General features: G+C 50.9%; 25 protein-coding genes. 8 read left to right on the top strand and 17 right to left on the bottom strand.

The genetic code is table 11. The annotated features are described in order from the left end of the window. Positions 1-49: 49 nt before the first annotated feature. The gene (dxs, locus tag EFB08_RS15420; RefSeq protein ID WP_123127818.1) at positions 50-1,966 is read right to left on the bottom strand and encodes a 1-deoxy-D-xylulose-5-phosphate synthase; all 1,917 of its coding nucleotides are present in this window, start codon (positions 1,964-1,966) and stop codon (positions 50-52) included. A gap of 393 nt (positions 1,967-2,359) precedes the next feature. On the opposite strand from dxs, the gene EFB08_RS15425 reads away from it, so the two are divergent. From EFB08_RS15425 to EFB08_RS15435, 3 genes are read left to right on the top strand one after another with little or no spacing between them, the layout of a single operon-like run. Continuing rightward, positions 2,360-3,136 (top strand): segregation and condensation protein A, encoded by a 777-nt coding sequence (locus EFB08_RS15425; RefSeq protein WP_193553975.1) that lies wholly within the window; start codon positions 2,360-2,362, stop codon positions 3,134-3,136. Further along, complete coding sequence (locus tag EFB08_RS15430; RefSeq protein ID WP_123127819.1) at positions 3,120-4,232, top strand: lysylphosphatidylglycerol synthase transmembrane domain-containing protein; 1,113 nt, start codon at positions 3,120-3,122, stop codon at positions 4,230-4,232. The genes EFB08_RS15425 and EFB08_RS15430 overlap by 17 nt, the downstream gene beginning before the upstream one ends. Before the next feature lie 59 nt (positions 4,233-4,291). Continuing rightward, the gene (locus EFB08_RS15435) at positions 4,292-4,852 is read left to right on the top strand and encodes a hypothetical protein (protein ID WP_125077753.1); all 561 of its coding nucleotides are present in this window, start codon (positions 4,292-4,294) and stop codon (positions 4,850-4,852) included. A 95-nt stretch (positions 4,853-4,947) separates the two neighbouring features. On the opposite strand, the gene EFB08_RS15440 is transcribed toward EFB08_RS15435, so the two are convergent. Both EFB08_RS15440 and EFB08_RS15445 read right to left on the bottom strand, forming a co-directional pair. Continuing rightward, positions 4,948-5,910: a TonB family protein gene (locus EFB08_RS15440; RefSeq protein WP_123127821.1), complete on the bottom strand. Its 963-nt coding sequence runs from the start codon at positions 5,908-5,910 to the stop codon at positions 4,948-4,950. A gap of 34 nt (positions 5,911-5,944) precedes the next feature. After that, positions 5,945-7,081, bottom strand: coding sequence for a TonB family protein (locus EFB08_RS15445; protein ID WP_123127822.1), 1,137 nt, complete (start codon positions 7,079-7,081; stop codon positions 5,945-5,947). 442 nt (positions 7,082-7,523) lie between these two features. Between EFB08_RS15445 and EFB08_RS15450 the strand changes: the two genes are divergently transcribed. Continuing rightward, positions 7,524-8,000, top strand: coding sequence for a hypothetical protein (locus EFB08_RS15450; RefSeq protein WP_123127823.1), 477 nt, complete (start codon positions 7,524-7,526; stop codon positions 7,998-8,000). A 140-nt stretch (positions 8,001-8,140) separates the two neighbouring features. Here the strand turns inward: EFB08_RS15450 and EFB08_RS15455 are convergent, their stop codons facing one another. After that, positions 8,141-8,560, bottom strand: coding sequence for a nucleoside-diphosphate kinase (locus EFB08_RS15455; protein ID WP_123127824.1), 420 nt, complete (start codon positions 8,558-8,560; stop codon positions 8,141-8,143). 190 nt (positions 8,561-8,750) lie between these two features. Between EFB08_RS15455 and EFB08_RS15460 the strand changes: the two genes are divergently transcribed. The 3 genes from EFB08_RS15460 to EFB08_RS15470 are packed head-to-tail and all read left to right on the top strand — an operon-like array spanning position 8,751 to position 11,341. Further along, the gene (locus EFB08_RS15460; protein WP_123127825.1) at positions 8,751-9,761 is read left to right on the top strand and encodes a DHH family phosphoesterase; all 1,011 of its coding nucleotides are present in this window, start codon (positions 8,751-8,753) and stop codon (positions 9,759-9,761) included. Between the two features lie 33 nt (positions 9,762-9,794). Next, positions 9,795-10,808, top strand: coding sequence for an FKBP-type peptidyl-prolyl cis-trans isomerase (locus tag EFB08_RS15465; protein WP_123127826.1), 1,014 nt, complete (start codon positions 9,795-9,797; stop codon positions 10,806-10,808). A gap of 11 nt (positions 10,809-10,819) precedes the next feature. Continuing rightward, positions 10,820-11,341, top strand: a complete 522-nt coding sequence (locus EFB08_RS15470) for an FKBP-type peptidyl-prolyl cis-trans isomerase (protein WP_123127827.1) — start codon at positions 10,820-10,822, stop codon at positions 11,339-11,341. 117 nt (positions 11,342-11,458) lie between these two features. On the opposite strand, the gene recO is transcribed toward EFB08_RS15470, so the two are convergent. From recO to EFB08_RS15535, 13 genes are all read right to left on the bottom strand, one after another. Next, positions 11,459-12,169: a DNA repair protein RecO gene (gene recO / locus EFB08_RS15475; RefSeq protein WP_123127828.1), complete on the bottom strand. Its 711-nt coding sequence runs from the start codon at positions 12,167-12,169 to the stop codon at positions 11,459-11,461. A gap of 85 nt (positions 12,170-12,254) precedes the next feature. Next, a complete protein-coding gene (gene porZ / locus EFB08_RS15480) occupies positions 12,255-14,570 on the bottom strand; it encodes a type IX secretion system anionic LPS delivery protein PorZ (RefSeq protein WP_123127829.1) in 2,316 nt (771 codons plus the stop codon). 101 nt (positions 14,571-14,671) lie between these two features. Next, on the bottom strand, positions 14,672-15,517 hold the full coding sequence (locus tag EFB08_RS15485; RefSeq protein ID WP_123127830.1) for a geranylgeranylglycerol-phosphate geranylgeranyltransferase: 846 nt from the start codon (positions 15,515-15,517) through the stop codon (positions 14,672-14,674). A 112-nt stretch (positions 15,518-15,629) separates the two neighbouring features. Continuing rightward, positions 15,630-15,824: a cold-shock protein gene (locus EFB08_RS15490; RefSeq protein ID WP_062543874.1), complete on the bottom strand. Its 195-nt coding sequence runs from the start codon at positions 15,822-15,824 to the stop codon at positions 15,630-15,632. 111 nt (positions 15,825-15,935) lie between these two features. Next, positions 15,936-16,430, bottom strand: coding sequence for a KdsC family phosphatase (locus tag EFB08_RS15495; protein ID WP_062543873.1), 495 nt, complete (start codon positions 16,428-16,430; stop codon positions 15,936-15,938). An 81-nt stretch (positions 16,431-16,511) separates the two neighbouring features. Continuing rightward, entirely contained in the window at positions 16,512-16,751 is a 240-nt protein-coding gene (iscX, locus tag EFB08_RS15500) for a Fe-S cluster assembly protein IscX (RefSeq protein WP_123127832.1), read from the bottom strand. Between the two features lie 130 nt (positions 16,752-16,881). Beyond that, on the bottom strand, positions 16,882-17,211 hold the full coding sequence (locus EFB08_RS15505) for a 2Fe-2S iron-sulfur cluster-binding protein (RefSeq protein ID WP_123127833.1): 330 nt from the start codon (positions 17,209-17,211) through the stop codon (positions 16,882-16,884). Between the two features lie 95 nt (positions 17,212-17,306). Next, the gene (locus tag EFB08_RS15510; RefSeq protein ID WP_123127834.1) at positions 17,307-18,110 is read right to left on the bottom strand and encodes a Rossmann-like and DUF2520 domain-containing protein; all 804 of its coding nucleotides are present in this window, start codon (positions 18,108-18,110) and stop codon (positions 17,307-17,309) included. Positions 18,111-18,306: 196 nt separating this feature from the next. Further along, positions 18,307-20,904, bottom strand: coding sequence for a cytochrome c biogenesis protein CcsA (gene ccsA, locus EFB08_RS15515; RefSeq protein ID WP_123127835.1), 2,598 nt, complete (start codon positions 20,902-20,904; stop codon positions 18,307-18,309). A gap of 142 nt (positions 20,905-21,046) precedes the next feature. Then, complete coding sequence (locus EFB08_RS15520; protein ID WP_123127836.1) at positions 21,047-21,472, bottom strand: cytochrome c maturation protein CcmE domain-containing protein; 426 nt, start codon at positions 21,470-21,472, stop codon at positions 21,047-21,049. 139 nt (positions 21,473-21,611) lie between these two features. Next, positions 21,612-21,890 carry a CcmD family protein gene (locus EFB08_RS15525; protein WP_123127837.1) on the bottom strand — a complete coding sequence of 93 codons (279 nt, stop codon included), beginning with the start codon at positions 21,888-21,890 and terminating at the stop codon, positions 21,612-21,614. Next, positions 21,877-22,542, bottom strand: coding sequence for a cytochrome c biogenesis protein CcsA (gene ccsA / locus EFB08_RS15530; protein WP_123127838.1), 666 nt, complete (start codon positions 22,540-22,542; stop codon positions 21,877-21,879). Before ccsA (EFB08_RS15530) ends, EFB08_RS15525 begins: the two co-directional genes overlap by 14 nt. A gap of 32 nt (positions 22,543-22,574) precedes the next feature. Continuing rightward, complete coding sequence (locus EFB08_RS15535) at positions 22,575-23,216, bottom strand: heme exporter protein CcmB (RefSeq protein WP_123127983.1); 642 nt, start codon at positions 23,214-23,216, stop codon at positions 22,575-22,577. Between the two features lie 485 nt (positions 23,217-23,701). Here EFB08_RS15535 and EFB08_RS15545 point away from each other — a divergent pair, with 485 nt between their 5' ends. Then, the gene (locus EFB08_RS15545; protein WP_123127840.1) at positions 23,702-26,518 is read left to right on the top strand and encodes a TonB-dependent receptor; all 2,817 of its coding nucleotides are present in this window, start codon (positions 23,702-23,704) and stop codon (positions 26,516-26,518) included. Positions 26,519-26,533 lie beyond the last annotated feature (15 nt).

A 26,533-nucleotide genomic window follows, 5' to 3' on the forward strand; every position in this document is an offset into this window, starting at 1 on the left:
TCACAGGTTTTCGAAACCTGTGAGGCCTGGTCTTGTGCTTTAAAGGTTCTTACACCCGAACCGTCACATCCATCAATTCTCTCACGGCGCGTTCAATGCCGTCTGGGTCGAAGCCGCAAAGGCGGTGCAGTTCCATTTGGGAACCGTGCTCTACAATCATATCGGGGATGCCGAGGCGTTTTACCTGGGCGTTGTAGCCATGGTCCGCCATAAACTCCAGCACGGCACTTCCGAAACCACCTTGCAGGCAGCCATCTTCCACGGTCACCACCTTGTCGTAGGTCTGGAAGATGTGGTGCAGCATTTTCTCATCCAGCGGCTTGGCGAAGCGCATGTCAAAGTGCCCTGGGCGCAGCCCGTCCATTTTCAGGTTCTTGCAAACATCTACGGCATAATTCCCAATGTGCCCGATAGTCAGAATAGCTACTTCCTCGCCTTCCTGGATGACGCGGCCTTTGCCTACTTCAATCAGTTCCAGCGGAGTGCGCCACTCGGGCATCACACCTTCGCCACGTGGGTAGCGGATGGTGAAGGGCCCCATGCCGTCCTGGCTGGCGGTGAACATCAAATTACGCAGTTCCTGCTCGTTCATGGGCGAAGACACCACCATGTTGGGGATGCAGCGCATGAAGGCAATGTCATAGGAACCGTGGTGGGTCTGGCCATCGGCCCCGGCAAAACCGGCGCGGTCCAGGCAGAAAACCACGTGTAGGTTCTGGAGGCAGACATCGTGCACCACCTGGTCATAGCCGCGCTGCATGAAACTGGAGTAAATGTTACAGAACGGCACCAATCCTTGGGTGGCCAATCCGGCAGAGAACGTCACGGCGTGCTGCTCCGCGATTCCTACGTCAAGAGCACGGTCAGGCATGGCGGCCATCATGATGTTCATGGAAGAACCGCTCGGCATGGCCGGAGTTACGCCCATGATTTTTTTGTTCTGCTGAGCCATCTCCAGCAACGTATGTCCAAAGACATCCTGGTACTTGGGTGGCTGAGGCGTGGTGTGGTGTACTTTGTAGATCTCGCCGGTGACTTTGTCAAACAAGCCGGGCGCATGCCACTTGGTTTGCTCTTTCTCGGCAAGGGCAAAGCCCTTGCCTTTCACGGTCACGCAGTGCAGGATTTTAGGGCCAGGTATCTTTTTGAGGTCTTTCAACACCAACGCCAGATGATTCACATCGTGGCCGTCAATCGGGCCGAAATAGCGGAAGTTCAGGCTCTCAAACAGGTTGCTCTGCTTCAGGATCGTGGCTTTGATGCCGCTTTCAACTTTAGCAACGATCTGCTGGGCGTTCGGGCCGAACTTGCTGATCTTGCCCAAGATATTCCAGATCTCGTCGCGCACTTTGTTATAGGTGCGGGAGGTGGTGATATCGGTTAGATATTCTTTGAGCGCGCCCACGTTGGGGTCAATGCTCATGCAGTTATCGTTGAGCACCACCAACAGATCAGCGTCTGAGGCACCGCCGTGGTTCATGGCTTCAAAAGCCATGCCTGCAGTCATGGAGCCGTCGCCGATCACCGCAATGTGGTGCCGGTCAAATTCTTTCTTGTACTGCGAGGCCACGGCCATGCCCAGCGCCGCCGAGATGGACGTGCTGGAGTGCCCTACCCCGAAGGCATCGTACTCGCTTTCTTTCCTTTTAGGGAAACCCGAGATGCCGTTGAGTTTTCGGTTAGTGTGGAAATTATCGCGGCGACCAGTTAGGATTTTGTGTCCGTAGGCTTGGTGGCCCACGTCCCAAACCAGTTGGTCATAGGGCGTATTGAACACGTAATGCAAGGCCACCGTCATCTCCACCACACCCAGACTCGCCCCGAAGTGCCCTCCGTAGATAGACACGTTGTCAATGATGAATTGGCGCAATTCCTGGCAGACCTGTAGCAGCTGGTCTTCAGACAGTTGGCGCAAATCTGCCGGCGAGTTTATTTTGGCCAGCAGTTCTCCGGGTTCAATTATCATAGGGGTGCACTTGGGTGGATGTAGATGCAACAGGGTAAGAGGCTGAAAGTTTTAGCATATACGTAGCGGCATCCAGTCAAACGGTAAAATTACGCAATTTTTCTCAGAGGTCATTTTCGAGGGCGCCTCTCCCCTTACCTTTTTAGCCTGAATTCTGAAAAGTACCCTTAAAAACGCGCAATTCCAATGGTTTGTTTTGGTCTTTTGTTTTGGCTTATTCAAAGAAACAGAGCACGTTACAGGTTCCGTTTACCCGCAAAACTTTTGCCAGAGTGCGGTTTTGGGTCTAATTTCCAGAAAACAGCTCAAAAACAGGTTCTTCTAGGCTAAACGTTGGCGGATGGCGTTACTTATACGTAATTTTGAATTTCAACCAATGCTGCACCGCCACACGTGAGTTTCGAGATAAAGCTGTCGCTGTTTGAAGGCCCGTTTGACTTGTTGCTTTTCTTCATTGAGCGCGATGAGTTGGACATCCATGACATTCCCATTTTCAAGATCACCAATGATTTTGTGGGTTACATCCGGCAGTTGGAGACGATGAACATGGAAGTGGCCAGCGAATTCATCCTCACGGCGGCCACGCTCATGCGCATCAAGGCCAAAATGCTCCTGCCCCGTTTTGAAAAGGACGAAGAAGGCAACGAGATTGACCCACGCCAGGAATTGGTGCAGCACCTGCTGGAATACAAGCGGTTCAAAGAGGTACTGGGCGACCTTAGTTTGCTGGAAGACGTGCGCCTGCAGCAGGAATTACGCGGCAATACTGACGAGGAGTTAGGCAAGATTGCCTCCAAGCACCAGTTGGAGTACGAGCTCAAAGACTTGAACCTGTACCATCTCATGCAGTCGTTCCACAAGGCCATGCAGCGCTACGAGGAAGAGCAGAATCGGCCGAAACATACGGTATACACCTATCCGTACACCATTGACCAGCAACGCAACTATATCAAGCACCGGGTAAGTGCACAAGGAATGGTGCAGTTTACCGATCTGGTAGAGGCCTTCCCTGACAAAATTGGATTAATCTTTAACTTTCTGGCTATCTTAGACTTGCTCCAGCTCAACGAGATTGGTTTGGAGATTGGCGATGGTTTTAATAATTTCCGTATTGTGCCTTATTCTGAACACCAGCACCTGACCATCACCGACCATGGATCTGAATCGTAAGAAACTTCTCTCGTATTTCACGCCGCAACGGATTCTGATTCCCGTGGTAATTGGGTTAGGCGCAATTGGGTACATGTTCTACCGCGACAGCGCCGAAATGGATCTCACGCCGCTTTACAACGCCAAGCCTTTCTGGCTGGTGATGACCGTGGTAGTGCTCATGGTGCGTGACCTGGGGTACATTTACCGCATACGATATGTGACCGAGAAGTTCCTGAGCTGGCGAAAAAGCGTGGACGTGATTATGCTCTGGGAGTTTGCCTCCTGCGTGATGCCCTCAGTGGTGGGCGGTTCTACCGTGGCGGCTTTTATCTTGAACAAGGAAGGCCTGAGTCTGGGGAAATCATTGGCGTACGTGATGGTCACCGCCATGATGGACAACCTCTACTTCATTATTGCCGTACCGCTGGTTTTCCTGATTACGGCCGGTAACATCTTCCCGGAAGTTTCTGCCATGGAATTCTCGGTGACCAGCAGTCTGGAAATCGCTTTTGGTATCAGTTACCTGCTCATTGCTTTCTATGCGTTTTTGATGGCTTATGGTCTCCTGATCAACCCTACGGCCGTGAAACGGATCTTCTTACGGGCCACTTCGTTCCGGCTGACGCGCCGGTGGCGGCCTGCCGCTTACAAAAACGGGAATGAACTGGTGTGGGCCTCGCAGCAACTGAAAGGCAGCACGTTCAGTTATTGGGCCAACGCAGCCCTGAGCACCGCCTTCGTCTGGACTGCCCGTTATTTTGTCATCAACTGCCTGATTGCCGCCTTCACTGATATCAGTTTCCATGACCACGTACTCATTTTCTCCCGCAACATGATCTACAAGATTGTGCTGCTGGTGGCGGTAACTCCGGGCGGTGCCGGCATTGCCGAGGTCGCTTTCCCAACGTTCTTCGGGCAGTTCCTGGGCCGTTTCACTACGGTGATTATTCTGCTGTACCGCGTGGTGACCTATTACCTGTACCTGATCCTGGGTTCTTTCTTCCTGCCTCGCTGGGTGCTGCGCGTCTTCGGCGAACACCCAGAGGAGGAGGAAGAGGAGCTGCGTTTAAAGCCTGTTTCTGAAGAAAAAGGTCGAAAAACGGGAAGTTTTTAATCTCCCTTCCTGCTTTCAAGCACTTCCACCTTTTGTATCTGTTACCCTTATTCTTTTAAATGAAGCTATCTCTATTCTCGTTGGGCCTAGCCTTAACCCTGCTCCCCGTTTCCTCCCTTTACGCCCAAACACCTGCTAAAGCTTCTACCGCAGCAACAGAGCAAAAGCCTTGGGTACAAAGCTCTTTTCAGGGCTTCTCGGTTTCTACGCCTGTGGCTTTGGAGAAATTAGACTTCGCCCTGCCTGCGGAGCAGAAAGCGCTCCTGCATAGCATGGAATCGTACATGGGAAGAACAGACCAGGTTATCATTTATGGCATGTTCATGCACATAAAAAATGGAACCGGAAATGTACAGGGGAGCTTACAGGGAGCCATCCAGAACGCCGTCACCCAATTAGAGGGTACTGATTTCCAGGTCGATTTCATGGAGCAAAATAACCAGAAAAGCTCTTACCTGGCTACCGGCAGGTTCAATCGGGGCACAGATAAAATGGTGGTGAAAGGCTACGCCTATTCTGACCTGAAAGGCAAGGTGTATATCTTAAGTGTTTTCGGGATGGATAACCTGAAGACAGACAATGCCTACTCCAGAATGCTTTCCACGATCAAAGTGTTGTAGCCCCCTCACCCCTATTGATTATTTTTTGTTTAAAGAGAAAGCCCCAGGATGATACTTTCACAAGTATCATCCTGGGGCTTTCTCTTTGAAGATGCTTAGCGGGAAGTCACTTTGAAGGGCATGTTGTATTTAACATTCACAGCTCTTCCGTTTTGCATTCCGGGTTTCCAGAGAGGCATTTGCTTTGCCGCATGGAGCACCATCACGTCTACGTCTGGTCGCAGGGATTTTACGATCTGAAAGTTGTCCAGGGTGCCATCGGCTTTCACCACAAAGGAAAACTCTACGGTACCAGTTACGCCCGCCTTCTTAGCCATTGCCGGCATTTCAAACTTGCTGTTCATGAACTTCATCAAGGCTGACAATCCTCCCGGAAACTCAGGCATTGCTTCTTCCCCTAGACCTACTTCGGTAGGAACCGCCTTGCTTGTTACTCTCTCGTAATTCCTCACCCCTGCCTCAATTCCCACGGGCAGTTTGTTTTCTTTGGGCGGAATGGGACAGGAATACCCTTCGCCGTAGGCGCAATATGGGTTATAGGCTTTGTTGAAATCCAGCCACACGCTGTCAGTGCCCATGGGAATGGTGAAGTCCAGGTAGCGGCCAGTTTCATAGGTTTCCTGTCCGGTGGTGGCATCGGTGAAGGGAATGAACAGGTAGGTCATGTACTTGGGCTGCTTCTTGAGCTCCTGGTTCTGGTACACGCTCAGTTTGAGGGGCTGGCCTTTCAGTCTGAAATGCAGCTCGCCGTACTTCACGTATTCAGGGTTGCGGGTGCCGGTGGTGGGCATGATGAAAACCGTTTCCTGCGTGTTTCTGACAAACCTGGCCTTGACGCGGTAACTTTCGTCTACTGGAAAGTACTCTAAACCTTTGAAACTTGCCTTCGCCTCTGCTTTCAGGGGAGAGTGCTCATCGAACTTAAATATGCTGTCTTCATGGGCACGGTGTCTGGCGATCTCTGCCCTGTAATCCGGCGGGGATACTTGCTGCCCTAAGCTTAGCATTGGAAGTAAGAGCAAAAGCAGGAAACAAGTGGCAAACGTTTTCGGGAACATATGGGTCTATTTTCAAATACTTTTCGTTGGTTTATCAGTTCCCAATAATAATCTGGTAAGGAACGGTGTAGGTAAAAGGCACTGGTTCTCCGTTGCGGGTGGCAGGTTTCCACCTGGGCATCAATTTAATGACTCTTAGCGCTTCCCCATCAAGCCCTGGTGACAGGGATTTTACCACTTTGGGATCAGACACTGACCCATCTACTTCCACCACAAATGAGACCACTACAGTACCAGACACTCTGCTTCTTGCATCAACAGGGGGTATTCTAAAATTGGTACCCATAAACCTAAACATAGCCTCTTGCCCGCCTGGAAACTCAGGTCCCTTTTCAATCTTCAGGCTGCCTGCTTGCTTAAGTGAATCTAAGGGCAACAGATGTTCTTTCCTTAAGATATATTGCAATGCCCTTTCTTTACCTCCAAATATATCTGGGTCAAATCTCATCTGTTCCATGTCTTCCAGGGAGATCAGGAAAGGCCAGAGTTCATCTTCCTGAGGCAACTTGGTTTCCACTACTCTGCCGTTATTGGGGTCATACAGCTTCCTCTTCTTGACTACCCCGTTTTCATACTCTTTTACCAGAACTTTCTTTCCGTCTGGCTTCAGGAACTGCCATTGACCGGTTCTCACCCCGTCTTTCCACTGTCCGTTCAGCAGCAGGTCATAGTAATTAAACCCTACCCTGATTCTGCTGGTGGTTTCCCAGGGACCGGTACCGTCTTTAATTAATTGCTGGCCTAAAAAGTTGTAGAACTCCAGCACTTTGTAGTCTTGGTTAGGCAGAAACTCTACGGTTTGCAGGGGTTTTCCGTCTGGGTAATAGAACTTCCATTTTCCAACGGGTTGGTTTGCTTTGAAAAACCCATCCCGGTCAAGCTTCTTGTTTGGATGCAACAACTGGAAAACCCCTTCTTTGCCGGCATCTCCATAGGTAAATTGCTGAAACGCCTGCCCGTTGGCATAATAGTCAGTGACCTTGCCTTTGAACTTAAAAGAGACCGTATCAAAAGACGCCACGCGAATGACAGCGGCATTCTGCTTAATGGTAACGACTTTGTTCAGGTCATAGAAAATAGTAACCGGCACTACCTGCGCAAAAGCACCTGACCATTGAAGCACACCAACAAGAATCAACAAAAGCAAAGAGAATGGGGCACGGGGTTGCATAGGGGCAAAAGATGATTTTTGGCTTTATAAATTATATGATCTGATTTTTAATATACTTTAGGGAAAGAAGGCTTAAAACTACTGCCAAATGCGAGGCAACCGATTCCCACCCACGTTCGTGTAGAGAAGTAAACTGCCATCGTTTGTTTTCAGGCCATTTCTATGAAAGTAGCCTTAAAAGGCAAGCGTTTTATTTTTTTATAAGATAAAGTAGTTCCTCCCGAAATGAAAAGGTGCTGGAGGTAAATTTAGGTAAACATTTCAGCAAGGAGGCTGGTTACCAGTACAGATTTCCGTGGAAGACCGCTGCTTTCCTCAAGTGCCGTTGACGAAACACAAATCTTTACGTATTTATTAGTGCCCATCGTACTTTTTCGTTCTCCGGAAAAAGCGTCCGTTCAGCTCCTTAGGTATTTGCAAACTCCAACATAAGAATGGAACAATGGCAACAAATTCAGCCCAACGCATTGGTATTATGTATGGCATCATCTCCGCCGTGGCGATGATTGTCTATTATTTGGTCATTAACTTCATTGGCTTACAAAACAGCGAAATTATTCGTTTTGCCAGCAATGTCTTCATCTTCATAGCAGTGATACTGGCTATTAACACCCTCAAGAGAAATTATGAAGCCCTGCATAGGCAGCCTCCTTATCTACCTGGCCTGGCAATCGGGTTTCTGGTGGGCTTAGTAGGCGCCGGGCTGTACGCCGGCTTCATCCTTTTCCATGCTATTTTCCTCAATCCTGGGTATGCCGGGGTACTTCAGAACCAAGACTACTTTGGTTTCCGGTTGCCGCTGTTAATGGTGCTGGGCTCCGTGGTGATTCTGGGCACAGCCGTTGGCGCGATGACCAGTTACATTCTCATGATGGCTTTTGACAATTCTGGGAGCCGCACTGGCCAGGCAGAATACTAGTTTTTAAGCTTCAGATTAACGCCAAGGGTATATTTTGGGATTGTAGCCCATTTTCACCAAAGCAGGCCTAAAGCAAAGAGGCACAAAAAAACCGCCCAACCTTTCAGTGGGCGGTTTTGCTATCTTTTCTGGAAAAGAGCTTAGAAGCGCTCGTCAGCGCCAAAGAAGAAGTCACCTTCAATCTGGGCGTTCTCATCAGAGTCAGAACCGTGTACGGCGTTGGCCTCCACAGACTTGGCGTATATTTTCCGGATGGTTCCTTCCTCAGCCTGGGCTGGGTTTGTAGCGCCAATAAGGGTACGGAAATCAAGCACGGCGTTGTCTTTCTCCAGGATCATGGCCACGATTGGTCCAGAGCTCATGTATTTCACCAGGTCGCCGTAGAAAGGACGCTCCTTGTGCACTTCGTAGAACTGACCGGCACGCTCTTCGGTAAGGCGGGTCTTTTTGAGGGCCACTACTCTAAAGCCAGCCTCTTCCATCATTTTAGTGATACCGCCAATGTGGTTGTCTTGCACGGCATCTGGTTTAATCATGGTGAACGTTACGTTTCCAGCCATTTTTCTTTTTCGTTATCGGTTTAAGTAGAATTTGCCCGCAAAACTAGCAGACTTTGAGCCAAAATCCATTTTGTACGGCAAAATTACCCGTCCGTTTAGCAGTTGACTGATTTTATTTGGTTTGTACTTTAATTCTTTAGAATTTTGCAGCTTGTATCCGCTGTTTTTTAAAGCGGACTGTGAGTATACAATGCAGCAAATCAACGCGCTAAAGGAGCTGTTAGAGTCTCCGAAGAAGATCATGATCACGACGCACCATAAACCGGATGCGGACGCTTTGGGTTCTTCACTAGGACTGGCTGGCTACCTTAAGAAAAAAGGGCATCAGGTACAGGTGATCACGCCGTCAGACTACCCCTCTTTCCTTAATTGGATGAGTGGCAACGAAGACGTTCTGGTCTATAGCCCTAAAACCGATGCCCAGGCCCAGGCCATCATCAAAGAGGCAGAAGCCATTTTCTGTCTGGACTTCAGTGCCCTCAGCCGCATCAACGAGCTGGGCAACTACATCAAGGAGGCCACCGGCACCAAAGTGCTCATTGACCACCACCTTCAGCCCGAGGAATTCGCCGACATCATGTTCTCTGACACCAACGCCGCGGCTACCGCCGAGATCGTGTACGAGGTGATTCGCGAACTGGGCGACGAGGCCCTGGTGGATGTGGCCATTGGCGAATGCCTGTACGCCGGCATCATGACCGATACAGGCTCTTTCCGGCACTCCAGCACCACCCGCAACGTGCACATGATCATCGCAGACCTGCTGCACAACGGCATTGACATCTGCAAGGTGCACCGCAACATCTATGACAGCTACTCAGAGTCGCGCCTGCGGTTCCTGGGCTACGTGCTCAAAGACAAGCTCACAGTGGTGCGCGAGTTTAACACGGCTTTCATTGCCGTAACCGCCGAGGAACTGAAAGACTATAACTCCCAGACCGGTGACACCGAAGGACTGGTGAACTTTGCTCTCTCCATTGAAGGCGTACGCTTTGCAGCCTTGTTCATTGAGCGCTCAGAGGCTGTGAAAATCTCTTTCCGGTCAGTGGGCGACATCTCGGTGAATGAGTTCGCGCGGGCGCATTTCAACGGCGGCGGACACAAGAATGCCGCAGGCGGAATCTCCCCGCTTCCCCTGAACGAAACCGTAGATTTATTTGTGAGTCTATTACCGCAGTACGCGGAACAACTGGTAAACTAAACCCTTAAAAGACGCTTAATTAACCTAAAACCGATGTTCAAAAAATCATTGTACCTGCTGCCCGCCGTGGCAGTGACCCTTTTCTCTTATTCTTGCAAAAACCTGGGCAAGGATGAGTTTGTGAAAGCACCTTCTGGATTGGAATACAAACTCTACACCCAAAGCAAAGAGGGAGAATACGAGATCAAAGACGCTACCAAAACTGACTCTGCCGCTTACAAAGCCAAGCTTGACAAAGTGATGAGCTTTGAGATGGAGTACCGCAACGCGAAAGACTCTTTGCTGTTCAGCACCAAAGACAACGCCATGCCCATCCAGATCAAAATGGTGGCCTCTCCAAACAAAGGCAGCATTGAAGAAGCATTCCTGATGCTGGACAAAGGTGATAGCGCCGTGTTCAGAATCAACGCCGATACCCTGTTCGCCAAAACCTTCAGAAGCCCGCTTCCTCCCTTCATTGAGAAAGGCAGCTTCCTTACTTTCTTCGTGAAAGCGATCAACCTGCAGACTGAGCAGGAAGCCATGGCCGACTATCCTAAAATGATGGAGCGTCAGCAGAAAGAGATGGAAGCGCGTGCTGCCAAACAAGGTCCTATTGATGATAAACTCATCCAGGAGTATGTGAAGAAAAACAACCTGCAAGTGCAGAAAACCGCTTCTGGTATTTACTACGTGATCACTCAGCCAGGTGCCGGCCCTAACGCAACTGACGGCAAAGTAGTGAGCGTAAAATACAAAGGCACCCTGTTGAACGGAAAAGAGTTTGACTCTTCAGACAAATCAAACGGCGGTAAGCCAATTGAATTCCCGTTAGGTCAGAACCAGGTAATCAAAGGCTGGGAAGAAGGCATCAAGCAATTCAACAAAGGCAGCAAAGGCACTCTGTTGATTCCTTCTCCTCAAGGATATGGCTCTATGGCCCGTGGTGCTGAGTTACCAGCTAACTCTATCCTGCGGTTTGATGTGGAACTGGTGGACATTAAAGATGCTCCGGCTGCTCCAGCAGGTCCAGTTGGCCCAGCAGGTCCGGGAGCCCCAGGTTTATAATTCTTACAACTATGCAACAATCAGTGAAAAGGAACTCTCTGTGGCAGTGGTTACTTGCCCTGTGTGTGCTTTTCGTGTTTAACTCCTGTAATGACAAAGATCCATATGACCCATATGCGAACTTTGACCACGCGGCACAAGCAGCCCTGGAGGAAACGTTAATCCAAAAGTATCTCACTGACAACAATATCACTGATTACACCAAGACCGCTTCTGGCCTTTACTACGTGAAGAAAGAAGCTGGTACCGGAGACAAACCGGTAGCCGGAAACTTAGTGGAGGTAAACTATGTAGGCAAGTTCATTCAGGGAGGTCAGAAGTTTGACTCTTCGTATGACCGGGCACAAACCTTCAAGTTTGTTTTAGGTCAGAAAAAAGTGATTGCTGGCTGGGATGAAGGCGTGGCTTTGATGCAAAAAGGCGAAAAAGCCCTGCTTTTGGTTCCGTCTCGTTTGGCATATGGGCTTTACGGATCAGGAGGCATCCCTCCTAACACGCCCATCATGTTCGACATCCACCTGATCAACTTCTAATTGTTGCCTTAATCCATCAAAAAGAAAGGGCCTCCTAAACAGGAGGCCCTTTCTTTTTGCCCTTGTTTTCTAAAAAGAGCCCTTAAATGCGGCAGTAACCCGCGAGAAACGTTGCCTTTAGTCACTCAACACTTCAGACAGCACCGGCAGTGACTTGATTTCCCCCAATTGGTCTACGTGCAGCTGGAAATAGCGCACCAGCAACTGTAGCAGCTCGCGGCGCACTTTCCCGTTGGGCAATTTAGCATTCTCCGCGTCTTTGATCACCTCTGCCAGGTAAGGCTCCAGTTGCTGTAACTGCATGAGGCTGTTGCCCAGGGAAGCAGAGCCGCCCATCTCAAAAGCCACTTGCGTGATGACTTCATCAGCGGAGGGCACCCCAAAGCCCAGGTAATTGGCCAATTGGATCAGGAACGCCAGATGGAAGTTCTCGAAGCCGGTCTGCAGTTCATCAAACAGGAGGATAGCGTTGTGCAAGAACACAAACAAAGGCCGGTTCTCTTCCTCTTCCCGCACCGTTCTAGACACCATCTCGGAAAGGAACAGCAGAATGCTGCTTTTCCGGATGTCATAGGGCACAGTCATAAACGGATGGCTGCACTTATATTCCGAGATGCGAGTCAAGCCACCTTTCCCCGATGGGTACACCACCATGTCCAGCAGAGTGAAGGGCTGAAACAAGGCAATACGTGAGGCACTCCCCTTCTTCCGGACACTGTTCACAATGTAACTCTGCAGGCCCAACTCCTCGGTATAGATGCGTACGATGATGGAAGACTCTTTGAATTTGATGTAGTTCAGGACAATGCCCCGGGTTTTTACAAGCATAAAGGGAATGTAAGGTCAAAAACGCATACGATATATGAGCTGTTCTTGATAGCCAAGCTGTGTTTCCATCTAGCGGAGGTGGCTCTTATTGAACGGCTATTTTGGTCATGCACGTCTGACTTCCATCTGCTGAGGAAGCCAACACCAGGTACACGCCCGGCTTCGCTTTGCGGCCGTTATAATCGCGCCCGTGCCAGGCAAAGGTGCCCCCAGCGGCTTTGCCTTCAAACACCAGGAAACCGGCCGCGTCCGTAATTTTCACCCACCCGTTATCCGGCACGCCAGAGATCCCGATTGAACCGGTAAAACCTACGCGTACGGGATTAGGAAACACCTGCAAGCAGTTAGTGTTCACTTTCTCGGTGCGGGTAGCAGAACCCCTGAAAACAGCAATTCCGCCTTCAGTACCAATGAGCACTTCTCCGGTAGAAGGCTCCACTGAGATGTCAAGGATTTTATCTGAGGGCAAGGGGCTGTTGCCGGTGGTGAAGTGATGGATCATCTCCTCGCCGGTTTCATTGAACAGCCACAAACCCGTGTCGGTGCCAATCCATTTTCGGTTTCCGCCGTCCACGGCAATGCTCCTGATTACCTGCCCCTGCAGCAAGGGCCGTCGTTCGTAGATAGGCAGATAAGCCCCGGCGTAGGAAGAGCTAAAAATATCGGGGGTACTGCTGAAAACCGCCACACCGTTGTTGGTTCCCGCCCAAACTTCGCCTTGCAGGTCAACCGCCAGAGTGAACACCTGCTTGCCCGGCAAGCCTCCCTGGCCTTCTCCGCCAATATACGCGTACTGACCCGAGAGATCATCGTAGACAATCATGCCGGCATCATTCCCGTTTGTACTAATGGTTACCCATTTATAGCCACTCTCGTCTACCACCACTTTGTGCAAACCACTACCTAAACCGTAACCGTTAAACGGGTGCGCTTTCCAGGTACCATCGATCTTCAGTTCATACAGCCCCGGTGAGTTGGCGAACTGGTTTCGGTTGGTGACCCACACACTTCCGGCGGCATCAATGGCCAAGCCCGGCACCCTTATGAAGTTTCGGTCATTGGCATCAATGGCGCTGAGCAGGGGACTATTGGTGTTGTTGTACAAGGTTACTTTCTCCAGGCCATCCCATTCAATCAGGCCGGCGCCGTAGCTGGCAATGTAGAGCTTTCCGTTTACCGGGTTCCGGCGGGCCATAACCAAGTCACGGGCATGTGCCGGGAACTGCCCGCCGCTGGCAAAGTTGTAGCTGGTCCATTGCCCGTTTCGGTACTGGTAGAATCCGGCTCCTGAGGAACGCTGAAGATAGCTTTGGCTGAACCCTCCGCCTAAAACGGTAAACATTCCTTTCTCAGCATACACTCCAAACACGTCTACAAAGGCAGGGCCGTTGGGCACCAGGGAAATAGATCCCGCGGTGGTGACCTGCACCAAGCCCCTCTCATAGCTGGCAGCCCACAGTCCTCCTTCCCGGGCGGGAATAGCCATGCGAAGATCCTGGAACAGAGGGTCTGTTAATCGGGAAGCTTGACCAGAGGAGGTTACCTCCAGCACTTCCTGGGAACCCGTGATCAACAGCCTTTTGCCGTTGGTTTCTATGGACCTGAACTGGTTGTCTTGCGTGGAGAAAGGGGCTCTTTTCCAGGAAATACCGTCAAAATGATACACCCCGTCTCCGTTGATGCCTACATACACTTCGCCCGCGAAGGACGAAATAGTTTTCAGCGCATCGGGGTTTACCCCAAACGGAAGTCCATCAGAAGAACCGAATCGGCGCCAGCTTCTGAAATCCAGGAGATTGGGGTGGTTGAGGTTCGCGGCCATCACTCCGCCCGAAGAGACAATGTACAGACTGTCTTTCCAGACCGTTGAGGCGTAGACCTGCACAGCCTCACCCTGCGTACCCAGATTGCTGTAGGTGTCTTTGATTTCCCGCTTCACCAGGTCCACCACCACCAGCCCGAAGGACGTGGACACGTAGGCTTTTTTGTTGTGGGTAGAGAGATGGTGGATGATCTTGGCGCCCGTCATGGATTTACGCAGGAGCTCGGTCAAGTTGTGAACCTTGCCGTCGGTGACCAGGTCAAGGTTGGTGTTCTCGTAGGCCACCACCAAGGTAGCCGAGGCAGAATCGTAGCGGAGGGTGCTCAGGTTCACATCACTGAACCCGTCGGTGCGGGAGAGCTTCTGGAGGGTTTGGTCTTCTTTGAGGTACCGGAAAAAGCCGTCTTCGGTGGCGCAGTACACCGAGGTTGGGGTTTCCGCTACGGCTTTCGCCCGATGGTTAGGCACATGCACCTGCCATCCGCCCAAGGGCAGTTGGTTAGTTTGGGCATCAGCCACCAGGTTCCAAAGAAGAAACCCAAGCACCAAAGCCCACCTACTTACACGGGAAAACGCCATACTCAAAGATACACAGATTCAGGTTGTTTCAGGCTTGGTTTGTGCTAAACAGCCTCTAAACGCACGTTCAAGGATTTCATTTCACAAAGGCCTATCAACCCCTAACGCAACACCATCATAGAACAGATGCCCGCTAACATAATAGCCTTGCAAAGCCAGCTTAACTGCGCGTATTCCTTCTTCCTATCGGCGAAGATTATCTGCCTTACCAGCACCAGGGTAGGCAACACTACCCCAATGAACAGGTACCCCACAAACACCGGCTCCTGCAGGCGTTTCAGCATCACAAAACCGGTATAGATCAAGAACAAGCCTACAAGTAAGTACAGGATCCATTTGGTTTGGGGAAGGCCCAGCACAATGGGCAGGGTACGGCACCGGAATGAGGCATCGCCCTGTACGTCTTCCATGTCTTTGATGATCTCGCGCACCAAGGAAATCAGGAAGGCAAACACGCCGTAGGCCCAGGCCGCCAGCGAAGGTTGCCCCGCCTGCAAAGGCACTACCAACACCATCACCGCCGATAGCAGCGCGATGGTTAAGTTGCCCACAAACGGACGTTTCTTGAACTGCGCAGAATAACCCCACAAGAGCAAAGCTACTCCCAACAGAACCGCGCCTATCCGCCAGCCCAGCAACAGCCCCAACAACACGCCCGAAGCCGACAGGTAGAGGTGAATCATCATGGCCTTGCGCCGGGTAAGCGACTTGCCTACTACCACCCGCTCGGGCTTGTTGATGCGGTCTATCTTGACATCATAGTAATCATTGATAATGTATCCCGCCGCCGCGATGCACAGCGTAGCGATTACCAAAATGGCAAAAGGCCAGGAAAGCGCCTCCAGAAACGAACGCTCCGGAAAAACCAGGAACTTACGCACCATGAGCTGCGCCAACAGCATGATGACAAGGTTAGGGAACCGGATAAGGGCCAGGAACTTCTTCACGGGGATTTAAAGGAAAACGGAAGTTACGCTTTAAAATCCACCTATGAAAAAAGCCCCTGTGGCAGGGGCTTTTTTTGATGAGAATGCAAAATGAGTATGATGCGTAGAAGTGTTAGATCTTCTTCACGTTAACCGCGTTGATGCCTTTTTTACCTTCTTTGGTGTCGAACTCCACTTTGTCGTGCTGTTGGATCTGGATACCGTTGAGGCCTGTAATGTGTACAAAGAAATCCTCATTGGTGGCTTCTTCTGTGATAAAGCCGTAGCCTTTGGATTCGTTGAAGAATTTAACAGTTCCTGTTTTCATAAAAATTTAAAAATTGAAATAATGAATGATTCTGTAAATATATGATTATTATACAAAAACCAAACTTTATTTATAAAAAATTGAAAACCAAGGAATTTTGTGGCATTTCTTCTACCAACGTTTCTGCAGTTTCATGACCATCTCTATCAATTCGCGCACAGCTCCCTTGCCTCCTTCGGCGGTAGCCACGTATTGCGAGATGTCGCAGATGTCAATGGCGGCATCGGCAGGGCAGGCCGAGATGCCGCAGTGTTGCATTACTTCCAGATCGGGCATGTCGTCGCCCATGAACACCACCGTCTCGGGGTCAATGCCATAGTAGTAGACATAGTTCTGGAACGTGTCCAGCTTGTTCTCTGACCCCAGGTAAATATCTTTCACATCCAGCGACTCCAGGCGTTTGCGCACCCCGGGCTCGTTGCGGCCCGAGATGATGGCCACGCGGTAGCCTTTCTTCAGGGCATGCCTAATGGCGTAACCGTCTTTGATGTTGAACGCCCTGGCCTGCTCTCCGGTGGAAAAGCACAACAGGGTGCCGTCTGTCAAAACACCATCTACATCGAAAATGAAGGTGGTGATATTCTTGAAATCAGGAAGTGCTTGCATGGTGGAAGACATCAGGAGTTTACACGCAAAAAACGTTTCAGGACTGTTTTCTAAAAAGCAGCCCTGAAACGCCTGAAAAGATTATTGGTTATCGCGCCACTCGTACACCCACTTGGCCTGAATCTGCTCCAGATGCCCCTCGGTGGCTTGTTCGCGGGTACCTTCAAAGTTGGGCAGGCTCAGTACCCACTCCAGCAGATCAGTGAACCGAATCCGGTAGATCTTGTTCTCACTGAAGTCATCGCCAAATTTCTCATATAGCGCCATGGCAATGTCTTCATGGTCGCCCCACTTCATAGGGGGCTCGTATAAATTCTTCATCTCTAAACCAGTTGATATTTTTAGTTGTTGGCCTTTAGTTTCTCTTGAAGGTTGGTAGGTTGTAGGGCAGTGAGTAAGACCTCTTGCGGTTTACTTTCTGGCCTAAGAACTAACAACGAATCACTGATAACTAGTGACCCAGGAAATCTTGCTTAGGAATGGTGATGACCAGATCCTGTCCGCCTTGCACCACACACTGGCAGGCCAGGCGCGAGTTGATGCGAGGGTTCACGGCGCGGTCAATGTAATCTTCCTCTTTGTCGGTGATTTCGGGAAGGTCGTCCATTCCGGTTTCTACGTACACGTGGCAGGTGCTGCAACCGCAAACGCCGCCGCAGTTATGCTGTAATTGGATCCCGTTGTTTAGGGCAACGTCCAGAACAGACTCGCCTTCGGCCCCTAAATGGGTTTCGTCGGGCTTGCCGTCCATGAACTTATATGTGATGTTAACGACTTTCATTCCTGTGAATTTATAAAGGTGCAAAGGTAGGCATACAACCGCCCTAATCAAAACCCGATGGGCTTTGGCTAGTTCCTTCTAAGACACCAGTCGTTTTACGCCTGTTTTCCAGAAAACGTCGGGTTTTCTTGCACTGCCTGAATACTTTCTGTGAGGGTCTGATACAGTTTGAGGTAGTGGGGCTCTTCTTGCAGGAGTTGGGCATGGGCTTGGATCGTATTGGCATCTTTGCGCACCGCCGGGCCGGTCTGTACCGAAAAAGGGGGAAACTGGAACGCCTTCTGCACCGTCTCCTGCACCAAGGGCTCCAGCAAAGAAACCGGCAGCTCAGCTTTCTTCAGCAGTTCCTGTGCCACTCCCCAGAGGTGGTTGGTGAAATTACAGGCAAACACCGCCGCCACGTGCAGTTTCTTCCGGTCTTCTCCTTTCATGAGCACCACCTGCTCACTCAAGATCTTTCCTAATTCCAATAAAGTATCTTCAACCCGTTGGCTCGATGCTTCCACGCAGATGGGGATCTGCCGCCAATCCAGTTCTTTCTCTTTGCTAAAGGTCTGCAAAGGATAAAACACCCCTGTTTGTACTCCAGCTAAATTCACCAAAAGCTCTAAAGGCTGTGTCCCCGAGGTATGGGCAACGATAGTTCCTTCCGGAAAACTCAGGGTCTGCAGCAACTCCGGAAGCGCTTGGTCCGGTACAGCCAACAGATACACGTCGCAGAAAGGCAACGCTTTAAAATCTGGAGAATTGGTGGCAATGGCACCTGTGGCTTCCATAGCAAGTACTTCCGCGGAGGCAACCGTTCTGCTGTAGATCACGGGCACTTCTACACCTGCTTTTGCCAGACCTTTGACCAAATGGGTGGCCACGTTACCCGCGCCAACTATTCCTACTTTCATGTGCCTGTTCTTCTTTTCTATGAACTAAGTTAGCAGCTTTCTTTGGTTCTGCTTTGTCTGGTCAGGAATGACACCAGAATGCTTGATGCCCCTTCTTTTGGCCTGTTTTCTGTAAATCGTGCCTAAAACCGCACCCACAAAAAAGCCGCTTGCCGGTTACAGAACCAGACAAGCGGCTTTGATGAGAGGATAGGCGTTATGCCATTTGTTTTTCGCGTTTCACATTTACTTTTCCTACCGGACCTTTCGCGTTGCCGCCTTTCCCGTCTTTGTAGTGGCGCACAATGGCCATCACAAACCCGAGGCTCATTACCAACGTCCCGATCCAGAGAATGCTGATGAAGGGTTTCTCCATCGCTTTCAGGATAATGTAGTCTTTCTGGGTAGTGTTGATCCCGATGATAAAGGCACCTTTCTCTGGGTCAATGCTCATGAGCATAATCCGGAGACCTAGGTCTTCAATCTCTTCGGGCACGCGACCTACCATTCGGTCTCTGATGGCGTAGATCGGGTGGGCATGGTAGGTACGGCGCTCGCCCAACACCTGCATGTCAGCCTGTACGGCTACGTCGCCGGGCTTCAGGTTGAGGAGCAGGGTGTCTTTGGCTTGTTCAATGCCGTGCAGTACCGCTACATAATCATTCACGAAAATGGTGTCCCCAATTTTCACCTGATACTCTTTCAGCTCGCCCCACTCCTTCTCCTCATTCGGATCTGGAATAGTAGACACGTGGGTGTAGAGGTCTTTGGTGCCAAACATCTTGATATCCGGAGAAGCCAGCAAGCCCATCTGCGGGTTCACCTGTGCTCTTGGATATAACGTGAACACTTTACCAGTCTCACGGTTTTTGAATTCAACCTCGTAATAGGTGTTCTCAGGAGAAATGTCTACGGTGTCACCGGAAGTATAAACAACTTTGTCTCCGTCTTTCAGCGGACCGCGGGCAATGGCTCTGAACTCGTCTTCGATCCGGAACAACTGTTGTTTGTTCACATAATCCGGTAAACCGTTAACCTCTAAGTACTGGCCTTTGTACGTCACCTTGTAAGGTCCCATATCAGTGGCAGCGTTGCGCCACAGAAGTACGTTGTCACGGTTGATGTCATCGCCGAACTCGCGGGCATACACCATCCCAGACATGTTCTTGGAGATGATGTTGGAGTAACCCGAGGAGAACAGAACCCCAATCAGCATCAGGGCCACCCCAATGTGCGCCACTGCACCGCCGGCAATGGATACGTTTTTCCGGAGCACGCCTAGCAGAATGGCCAGGTTACTGAACACCGCATACAGAGACGTCAGCAGCAACAGAATATACACTGGGTTATCAATGCGCTCGATGACTCCCATTTTGCTCACCAGCAGGATAAGGGCAGTAAACAAAGCGGTAAAGATGAGCGGCAACATGAACACTTCAGACAGTTTCGTTTCACCGTTCTGTTTGCGCCACCATAGCAATTGACCAGTCCCGGAGAGCATCGCGATGGCAATACCCATCCACATCTGGAACTTGGTATAGTGCGCAATCTGATCGGCCGGTAAGGCTACGTTCGTTTTCACCCCGATGAAGCCCATAAAGGCATTGTACACCGGAATAGACGTGGTCACCAACACCTGGAATGCACCCAAGCACAATACAGCCGCGCCGATAAATACCCAGAACTCACCAGAGTACGTCGCAATCTCTTTCTCTGTGGCCGGAATGTTTTTCCAGCGCACTACCAGCAAACCGATAGCCAATACCACGAAAGCTGCCAGATACGTGAACAACTGTCCGGATAAACCTAAGTCAGTGAAGGAGTGCACGGAGGCGTTTCCTAAGATACCGCTACGCGTTAAGAAGGTCGCGTAAAGGACTAATAGGAACGAGGTGATGAACAGGATAAAGGTAGCACGCAAAGCAGTTCTGCTCTTGCGATACGCCAGTAAGGTGTGGATAGCCCCCACCAGCACCAACCACGGAATGTACACGGCGTTCTCAACCGGGTCCCAGTTCCAGTAACCCCCGAAGTTCAGGGTTTCATAGGCCCAGTAGGCACCCATCATGATACCCACGCCCAACACTACGGCAGCGAACAAGCCCCAAGGCAAGGCTGGTTTGGTCCAGGCAGAAAAGTCTTTTTTCCAGAGACCGGCAATCGCGAAGGCAAACGGCACCAGGGTAGCGGCGAAGCCCAGGAACAACACCGGCGGGTGAATCACCATCCAGTAGTTCTGCAGGAGCGGGTTCAAACCAGTACCATCTTTCGGCACGAAGTTCGGGTCCATCTGGAATACCGGGGCATCGGTCATGAAATCGCGCATCAGGATGAACGGCGAAGAACCGATTTTCAGGTCACCGATCACCACACCCAGAATCATAGACGTTAAAAACAGCTGCACGAAGGAGAAAACCGCCATCACCGGGCTTTCCCACTTCTTACCGGCAAACTTGATGAGCACCAAGCCCAGCAGCGCATGCCAGAAAATCCAGAGCAGGAACGAGCCCTCCTGACCTTCCCAGAAGCAGGAAATCATGTAATGCACCGGCAGGTGATTAGACGAGTGGCTCCACGCGTAGTGGTACTCGTAGCGGTGCGCGTAAATGATGTTGAAAAGACAGAAGATGATGCCGAAAACCGCCGCTACGTGCACAAAGAAGGCACCTCTGGCCAGGCTCTTCCAGTCTTTCTGCTCAGGGGTAAGCTCTTTGGCATTGGAAGCAAACGCAAACGCAATAGCCGAAACCAACGCTGTCACGAAAGCGAGGATGACACTGTAATGACCTAAATCACCGATTAAAGTATTAACCATTTCAAATAGTTATGAGTCTTGAGTTCTGAGTCCTGAGTCAAAAACTCAAGACACCTCCCTAAAACTCTTATAAATGATAACAACTATGAGAGACTTGACTCCGCCTTGAATAATCAACTCAAAACTCAGAACTCAGAACTAATTAGAGGCTTGCCGTTTCTACCTTCACCTCGTTCTCGGTGTATTTAGAAGGGCATTTGAGCAAAATCTTGTCGGCCACGAAGACGTTCTCTTTCATGTTGCCGGTGATCACCACCTGCTCAGAGCGGTCAAAATCCTGGGGTTTGGGGCTGTAGTACACTACCTGCTGCTCTACGCGGTTAGTATCAACCAGCACGAAGGAGAAGTAGTTGGGGTCCAGCGTTGGGTCATATTTCATCCCCACAATGTGGCCTTTGGCGTCTTTCTTCAGACGGCCTACCACGTGTACCTTGGTGTCATCGCCTTCCTTGGCGCGAGCCTGTGCCTCAGAGAACGGCACGTAAACACTGGCGTCCGAGGCCGTTGACATGATGATCATGATGGCCACCGCAATCACTAAAATCCCGATGATGTGTATTCTTTTCATAGGTTATGCAAGCATAGGCGAGATTGCCCGCCTCTTTAACACCACTTATTTCAAATTAAATCCGCTGGAGGCGCTTTTTCTGCCCCTGTTTTATCACTTCCGTTTAGAGCCTGTTTTCTGAAAAACGGCCCTGAAACGCCTACTGCCTAAGTTCCCTTTCCAACTTGCTGATCTTCTTGTCCAGGCTGATGAGGTAGAACAACACACCCAACAGCACGCTCACCAACACCGCCACCACAATGTAAATCTTGCCGTCGCGGCGCATGGCATCAGCCATTTCCGGGTCAGAGGCGACTTTGTCTGCGGAGGTATATTCAATGGTGGAGCCTTCCTCGGCAGCGTTTTGCGCCGAAGCGGTAAGGGAGAAGCCAGCCGTCCACATCAGGAACAGCACCAGGAGCCATTTATGCATTTTCATAGAATCGTTGCTTTAAAACTTCCAAACGGGTGCGCAGGTGCACCACCCAAACCCCTAAGAGCGTCCAGCCGATGACGGACGGATAGAACACGGCCCGCAGGCGGCTGTCCAGGTCATAGGAGTTGAAACCGGGGTTTCCGCCGTTGCCCGGGTGCAGGGAATCTGTGAGGCGCGGCAGAATGAACAATAGCGGGATAAGCGCCGCAAACGCGAAGATGTTGTACACGGCACTGATGCGCGCGCGCTGCTGGTGGTCCTGAAAAGAACCGCGCAGAATCAAATAAGCGAAATAGATCAGGAGACCGATGGCCGAGGCGTTCTGCTTGGGGTCGTTGCTCCAAAATTCGCCCCACGTGAAACGTGCCCACTCCATGCCGGTCACAATACCCAGCACCCCGAACAGGATTCCCACTTTGGCAGCCTCGTACGCGATGATGTCGTTGCGGGAAAGCGGGTTGCGCAGGTATTTAATAGAATAAATCACGGAGATCAGCAGAATCAAAATCATCCCGAACCACATGGGCACGTGGAAGAACAGGTTCCGGATGGTCTCGTTCAGAATAGCCAGACGGGGCACATCGCTCAGCATGCCTCCTACCACTGTGTACAGCAGCAAGGCAACCGTCAGCCATTTCCACCAGGTTAGTTTCATTCGTTTTACGCTTGTTTTTTAAAACTCATGCCTTAACTGCGCCACAGATACGGGAACAGAATATAAGACACGGTGACTACAATCATATTAATCGCCAGGAGAACCAGCGCCTCGTCCAGACTCACCGAAGGGTCCAGCCCGTCAATGGCATTCTTGGACATCTTCATGAGCATGAGCAGCATGGGCACCATCACCGGAAAGCTCAGCACCGCCATGAGCGTGCCCGTGTTCGCCGCCTTAGCCGCAATGCCCGAAATCATGGTCAGCGACGAGGCGAATCCAATCGCTCCCAAGACAATAGTCACCAGGAACATGCCCACGTCCTGCACCGGATTCCCGATCACTACCGCATAGAACGCAAAACACAGCAGCGACAGTACCAGCATCAAGGCCGCGTTGTAGATCATCTTGGCCAGAATCACCCCCTGCGGACTCACCACACTATAATAATAGAGCAGGCGTCCGCGGCTTTCCTGGGCAAATCCCTTCGCGATGGCATTCACTGCCGTGAAGAGCAGGATGATCCAGTACAAGGCGTTCCAGACCGGCACTTCCAGCCCTCCGAAGCGTAAGCTGAAGCTGAGGTAGCAGATGAAAACCGTGCTGCCCACGTACAGCAGCATGCCGTTGAACGCATACTTCTGCCGCCATTCCAGCACAAAATCCTTTTGCATCAGGTAGATAACCTCTTTCAGCAGCACTTATTCCTTGTTTTCGGCAAAGGTACAACACAAATGAATGCTGATGGATGATTTCCGTCATTATTCCCGCTAGGCAAACTCTGTTTTAGAGTTACTTTCAGGAAATCAGACCTAAAACGAAAGCCGAACCGGTCCTTATCAAGACGGTGCCAGAGCTTCAATCCGTTGCCTCCTTCTCCAGAAAACGCTTCGCCTCCAGATTCCTGATTTTCCCTTTTCTGCCAGGCCCGCTCGCCTTGCTCTTCTCTGCTTAAGAAAGCTTCCGTTTTGACCCTGTTTTCAGGAAAGGGTAGCAAAAACAACCTTTAGCTTATCTAAAACCAGTTTATGGACAGGAGACTTGAGGCCGGTAACTTCTTCTTAACATTCCTTGGGCCATCTTAACAATAGGGTAATAAGCGGTTAATCATGGGGTAAAGTGACGGGTATAGTTTTGCAGCGAGACTAATACTATTGACATGAGATCATTTTTACTCACCCTTTCTTTTATCTGCATGGCCTTGGTTGGCTTTGCGCAAACAGGAACGCTCACCGGAAAAGTAAAAGACAAGAAAACCGGCGAAGCCATCATTGGAGCCACCGTATCGGCCACTACGTCTAACGTAGCTGCCACCGACCTTGAGGGAAACTACTCCCTTTCCTTAGCACCCGGCACCTACAAAGTAACCATCACCTACGTTTCTTATAAACCGCTCACCTTTGAAACCGTCACCATTGAGGCTGGCAAAACAACTACCCTCAACTCTGCCTTAGAGGACGATGCCCACAGCCTAGGCGAAGTCACGGTGGTAGCCGAGCGCCAGGTGAACAATGACGTTTCCCTGATCAAAGACATCAAGCAAAGCAATATTGTGGTGAGCGGAATGTCTAACGAGCAGATTGTAAAGGCTCAGGACCGTGATGCCGCCGAAGCGGTGCGCAGAATCCCGGGCGTGACCATCCAAGACAACCGTTTCATCATTGTTCGCGGTTTGAGCGAGCGCTACAACTCAGTGATGCTGAATAACGTGCTCACGCCCAGTTCTGAGGTAGACGTGCGCGCCTTCTCTTTTGACGTGTTGCCCACCAGCGTTATAGACAGGATCCTGATCTATAAATCTCCGGCTCCCGAATTACCCGGCGATTTTGCTGGTGGGGCCATCAAAGTCACCACCCGGAATGCCGTCACCGAGAACAGCGCTACCTTCAACATAGGAATGGGGTACCGCACCGGCACCACCTTCAACAACAACTATTATTCCTACAAAGGCAGCAAGACCGATTTCCTGGGATTTGACAGCGGCACCCGCCAATTGCCCGGCAACTTCCCTTCTACCGCCAAATTCCAGAGCTTAAGCTACACCGAGCGGGCGCAGTACGGCCAGAACCTGGATTTACCAAACACCTGGAAACCTGAGAAAGCCACCGCCGCCCCAGACCTGCGATTGAACTTCGGGTTGAACCGCGTCTTTGACGTAGCCGGAAATCGGGTTTCCAGCATCACAGCGGTAACGTACAGCAACGCCCGGCTGCGCCAAAACACCATCCGGAGCGATTATCAGCAGCAACAGGCAAATGGCGACGTGGATACCAACTGGAATTACACCGACCAACTCTCCGGCAACACCGTACGGGTAGGGTTGCTGCAGAACTTTTCGCTTCGCCTGAATGAAAACAACAAAATAGAGTTCCGCAACCTTTTCAACCAGATCGGGATTACCCAGACCACCGTTCGCCAAGGTTTCAACTATGAGACTGGCTCCATTAAAGAAGAACAGAACTACGCCCTGCGCTACGAGAGCCGCAGCATTTATACTGGCCAATTGCAAGGCACACACTCTACGCCAGATCAAAAGAACACTTTCACATGGTCAACGGGCTATAACTTCATCAACCGTCAGGAGCCAGATCTAAGAAGAGTGCGCACCCAGCGCGATGCCGGTTCAGAAGGTCCGTTCCGGGTACAGGTATCCACCTTGTCTACGCCGTATGATGCCGCCCGCTTCTTCTCTGACCTGAACGAGAGCGCCTACATTGCCGAAGGCCAGTGGCAGCACCTCTTCAACGCCGCAGATTCAACTGATGTGGAGAATGCCCCTAAACTGAACATCGGGTTCTACGCCGAGCGGAAAGACCGTGACTTTAACGCCCGCACCCTTAACTACAAGCGGAATGCCGGTATTGGCGGCGGCAGAACCGACGAGAACATCCTGAACCAACCCTTGGACCAAATCTTTGCCCCAGGTAACCTGTCGTTCCCCAACGGCTTGATCTTCGACGAAGGAACCACCATCGCCGATAAGTATGATGCCTCCAATACCCTGGGTGCTGCGTACGCTGGTATCTCTAAGAAATTCTTCGACAAGGTGAACTTCTACGGCGGCGTTCGGACTGAATACAACTGGCGCCAGGTAACCACTGCTGACCAGTCGGGCACTTATGAGGTAGACGAGAAGAAACTCTACATCCTGCCCTCGGTGAACGTGGCGTATAACTTCAGCTTGCGCTCCCTGTTGCGCGTGGCTTACGGCATGACTGTGAACCGCCCAGAATTCCGAGAGCAGGCCCGTTTCAGCTTCTATGATTTCAACGAAAACGCCTCGGTGCGGGGAAACAACGAACTGAAGACCGCCACCATCCACAACCTGGACATGCGCTATGAATTCTACCCATCCTCAGCTGAGCTTCTTTCTTTGGGTGTTTTCTACAAACGGTTCATAAACCCCATTGAGACCAAACTGGAAGCAGGCACAGGCACCAACTACACCTTCGTGAACGGAAAGTACGCCAACAGCATCGGGGTAGAGGCAGAGGCCCGCAAGTCGTTCAGAGAGGTGTTCGGAAGCAAATTCCTGCAAAACCACTCCCTGGTTCTGAATGCCTCGCTCATCCACAGCCGGGTAAACCTGGGAGACGAAGCTTCCGGCGAAGCAACGGACAGACCTATGATGGGCCAATCGCCTTACATCGTGAATACCGGCTTGTACTACCAGGATGAAGAAACCGGCTGGCAATACTCTATCATGTACAATGTACTAGGCACCCGGGTGTACCGCGTGGGCGATGATCAAAACCCTACCATCTATGAACTGCCCCGCCACGTGGTAGACGTGACTTTCACCAAGAACTTCAAAAACAGAATGCAGGTGAAAGCCGGGGTGACCGACCTGTTGAACCAGAAATTTCGCTTCAAGGAAGACACCAACCAAGATGGCGACATAGGTTCTGCTGACCTTCCCATCTATCTCTTCAACCGAGGCATGTACAGCACCATCACCTTAGGGTACACTTTCTAAAAACAGACATACCTA

The organism is Rufibacter latericius (assembly GCF_003721515.1).
In the GTDB taxonomy this organism is placed as follows: Bacteria; Bacteroidota; Bacteroidia; order Cytophagales; family Hymenobacteraceae; genus Nibribacter; species Nibribacter latericius.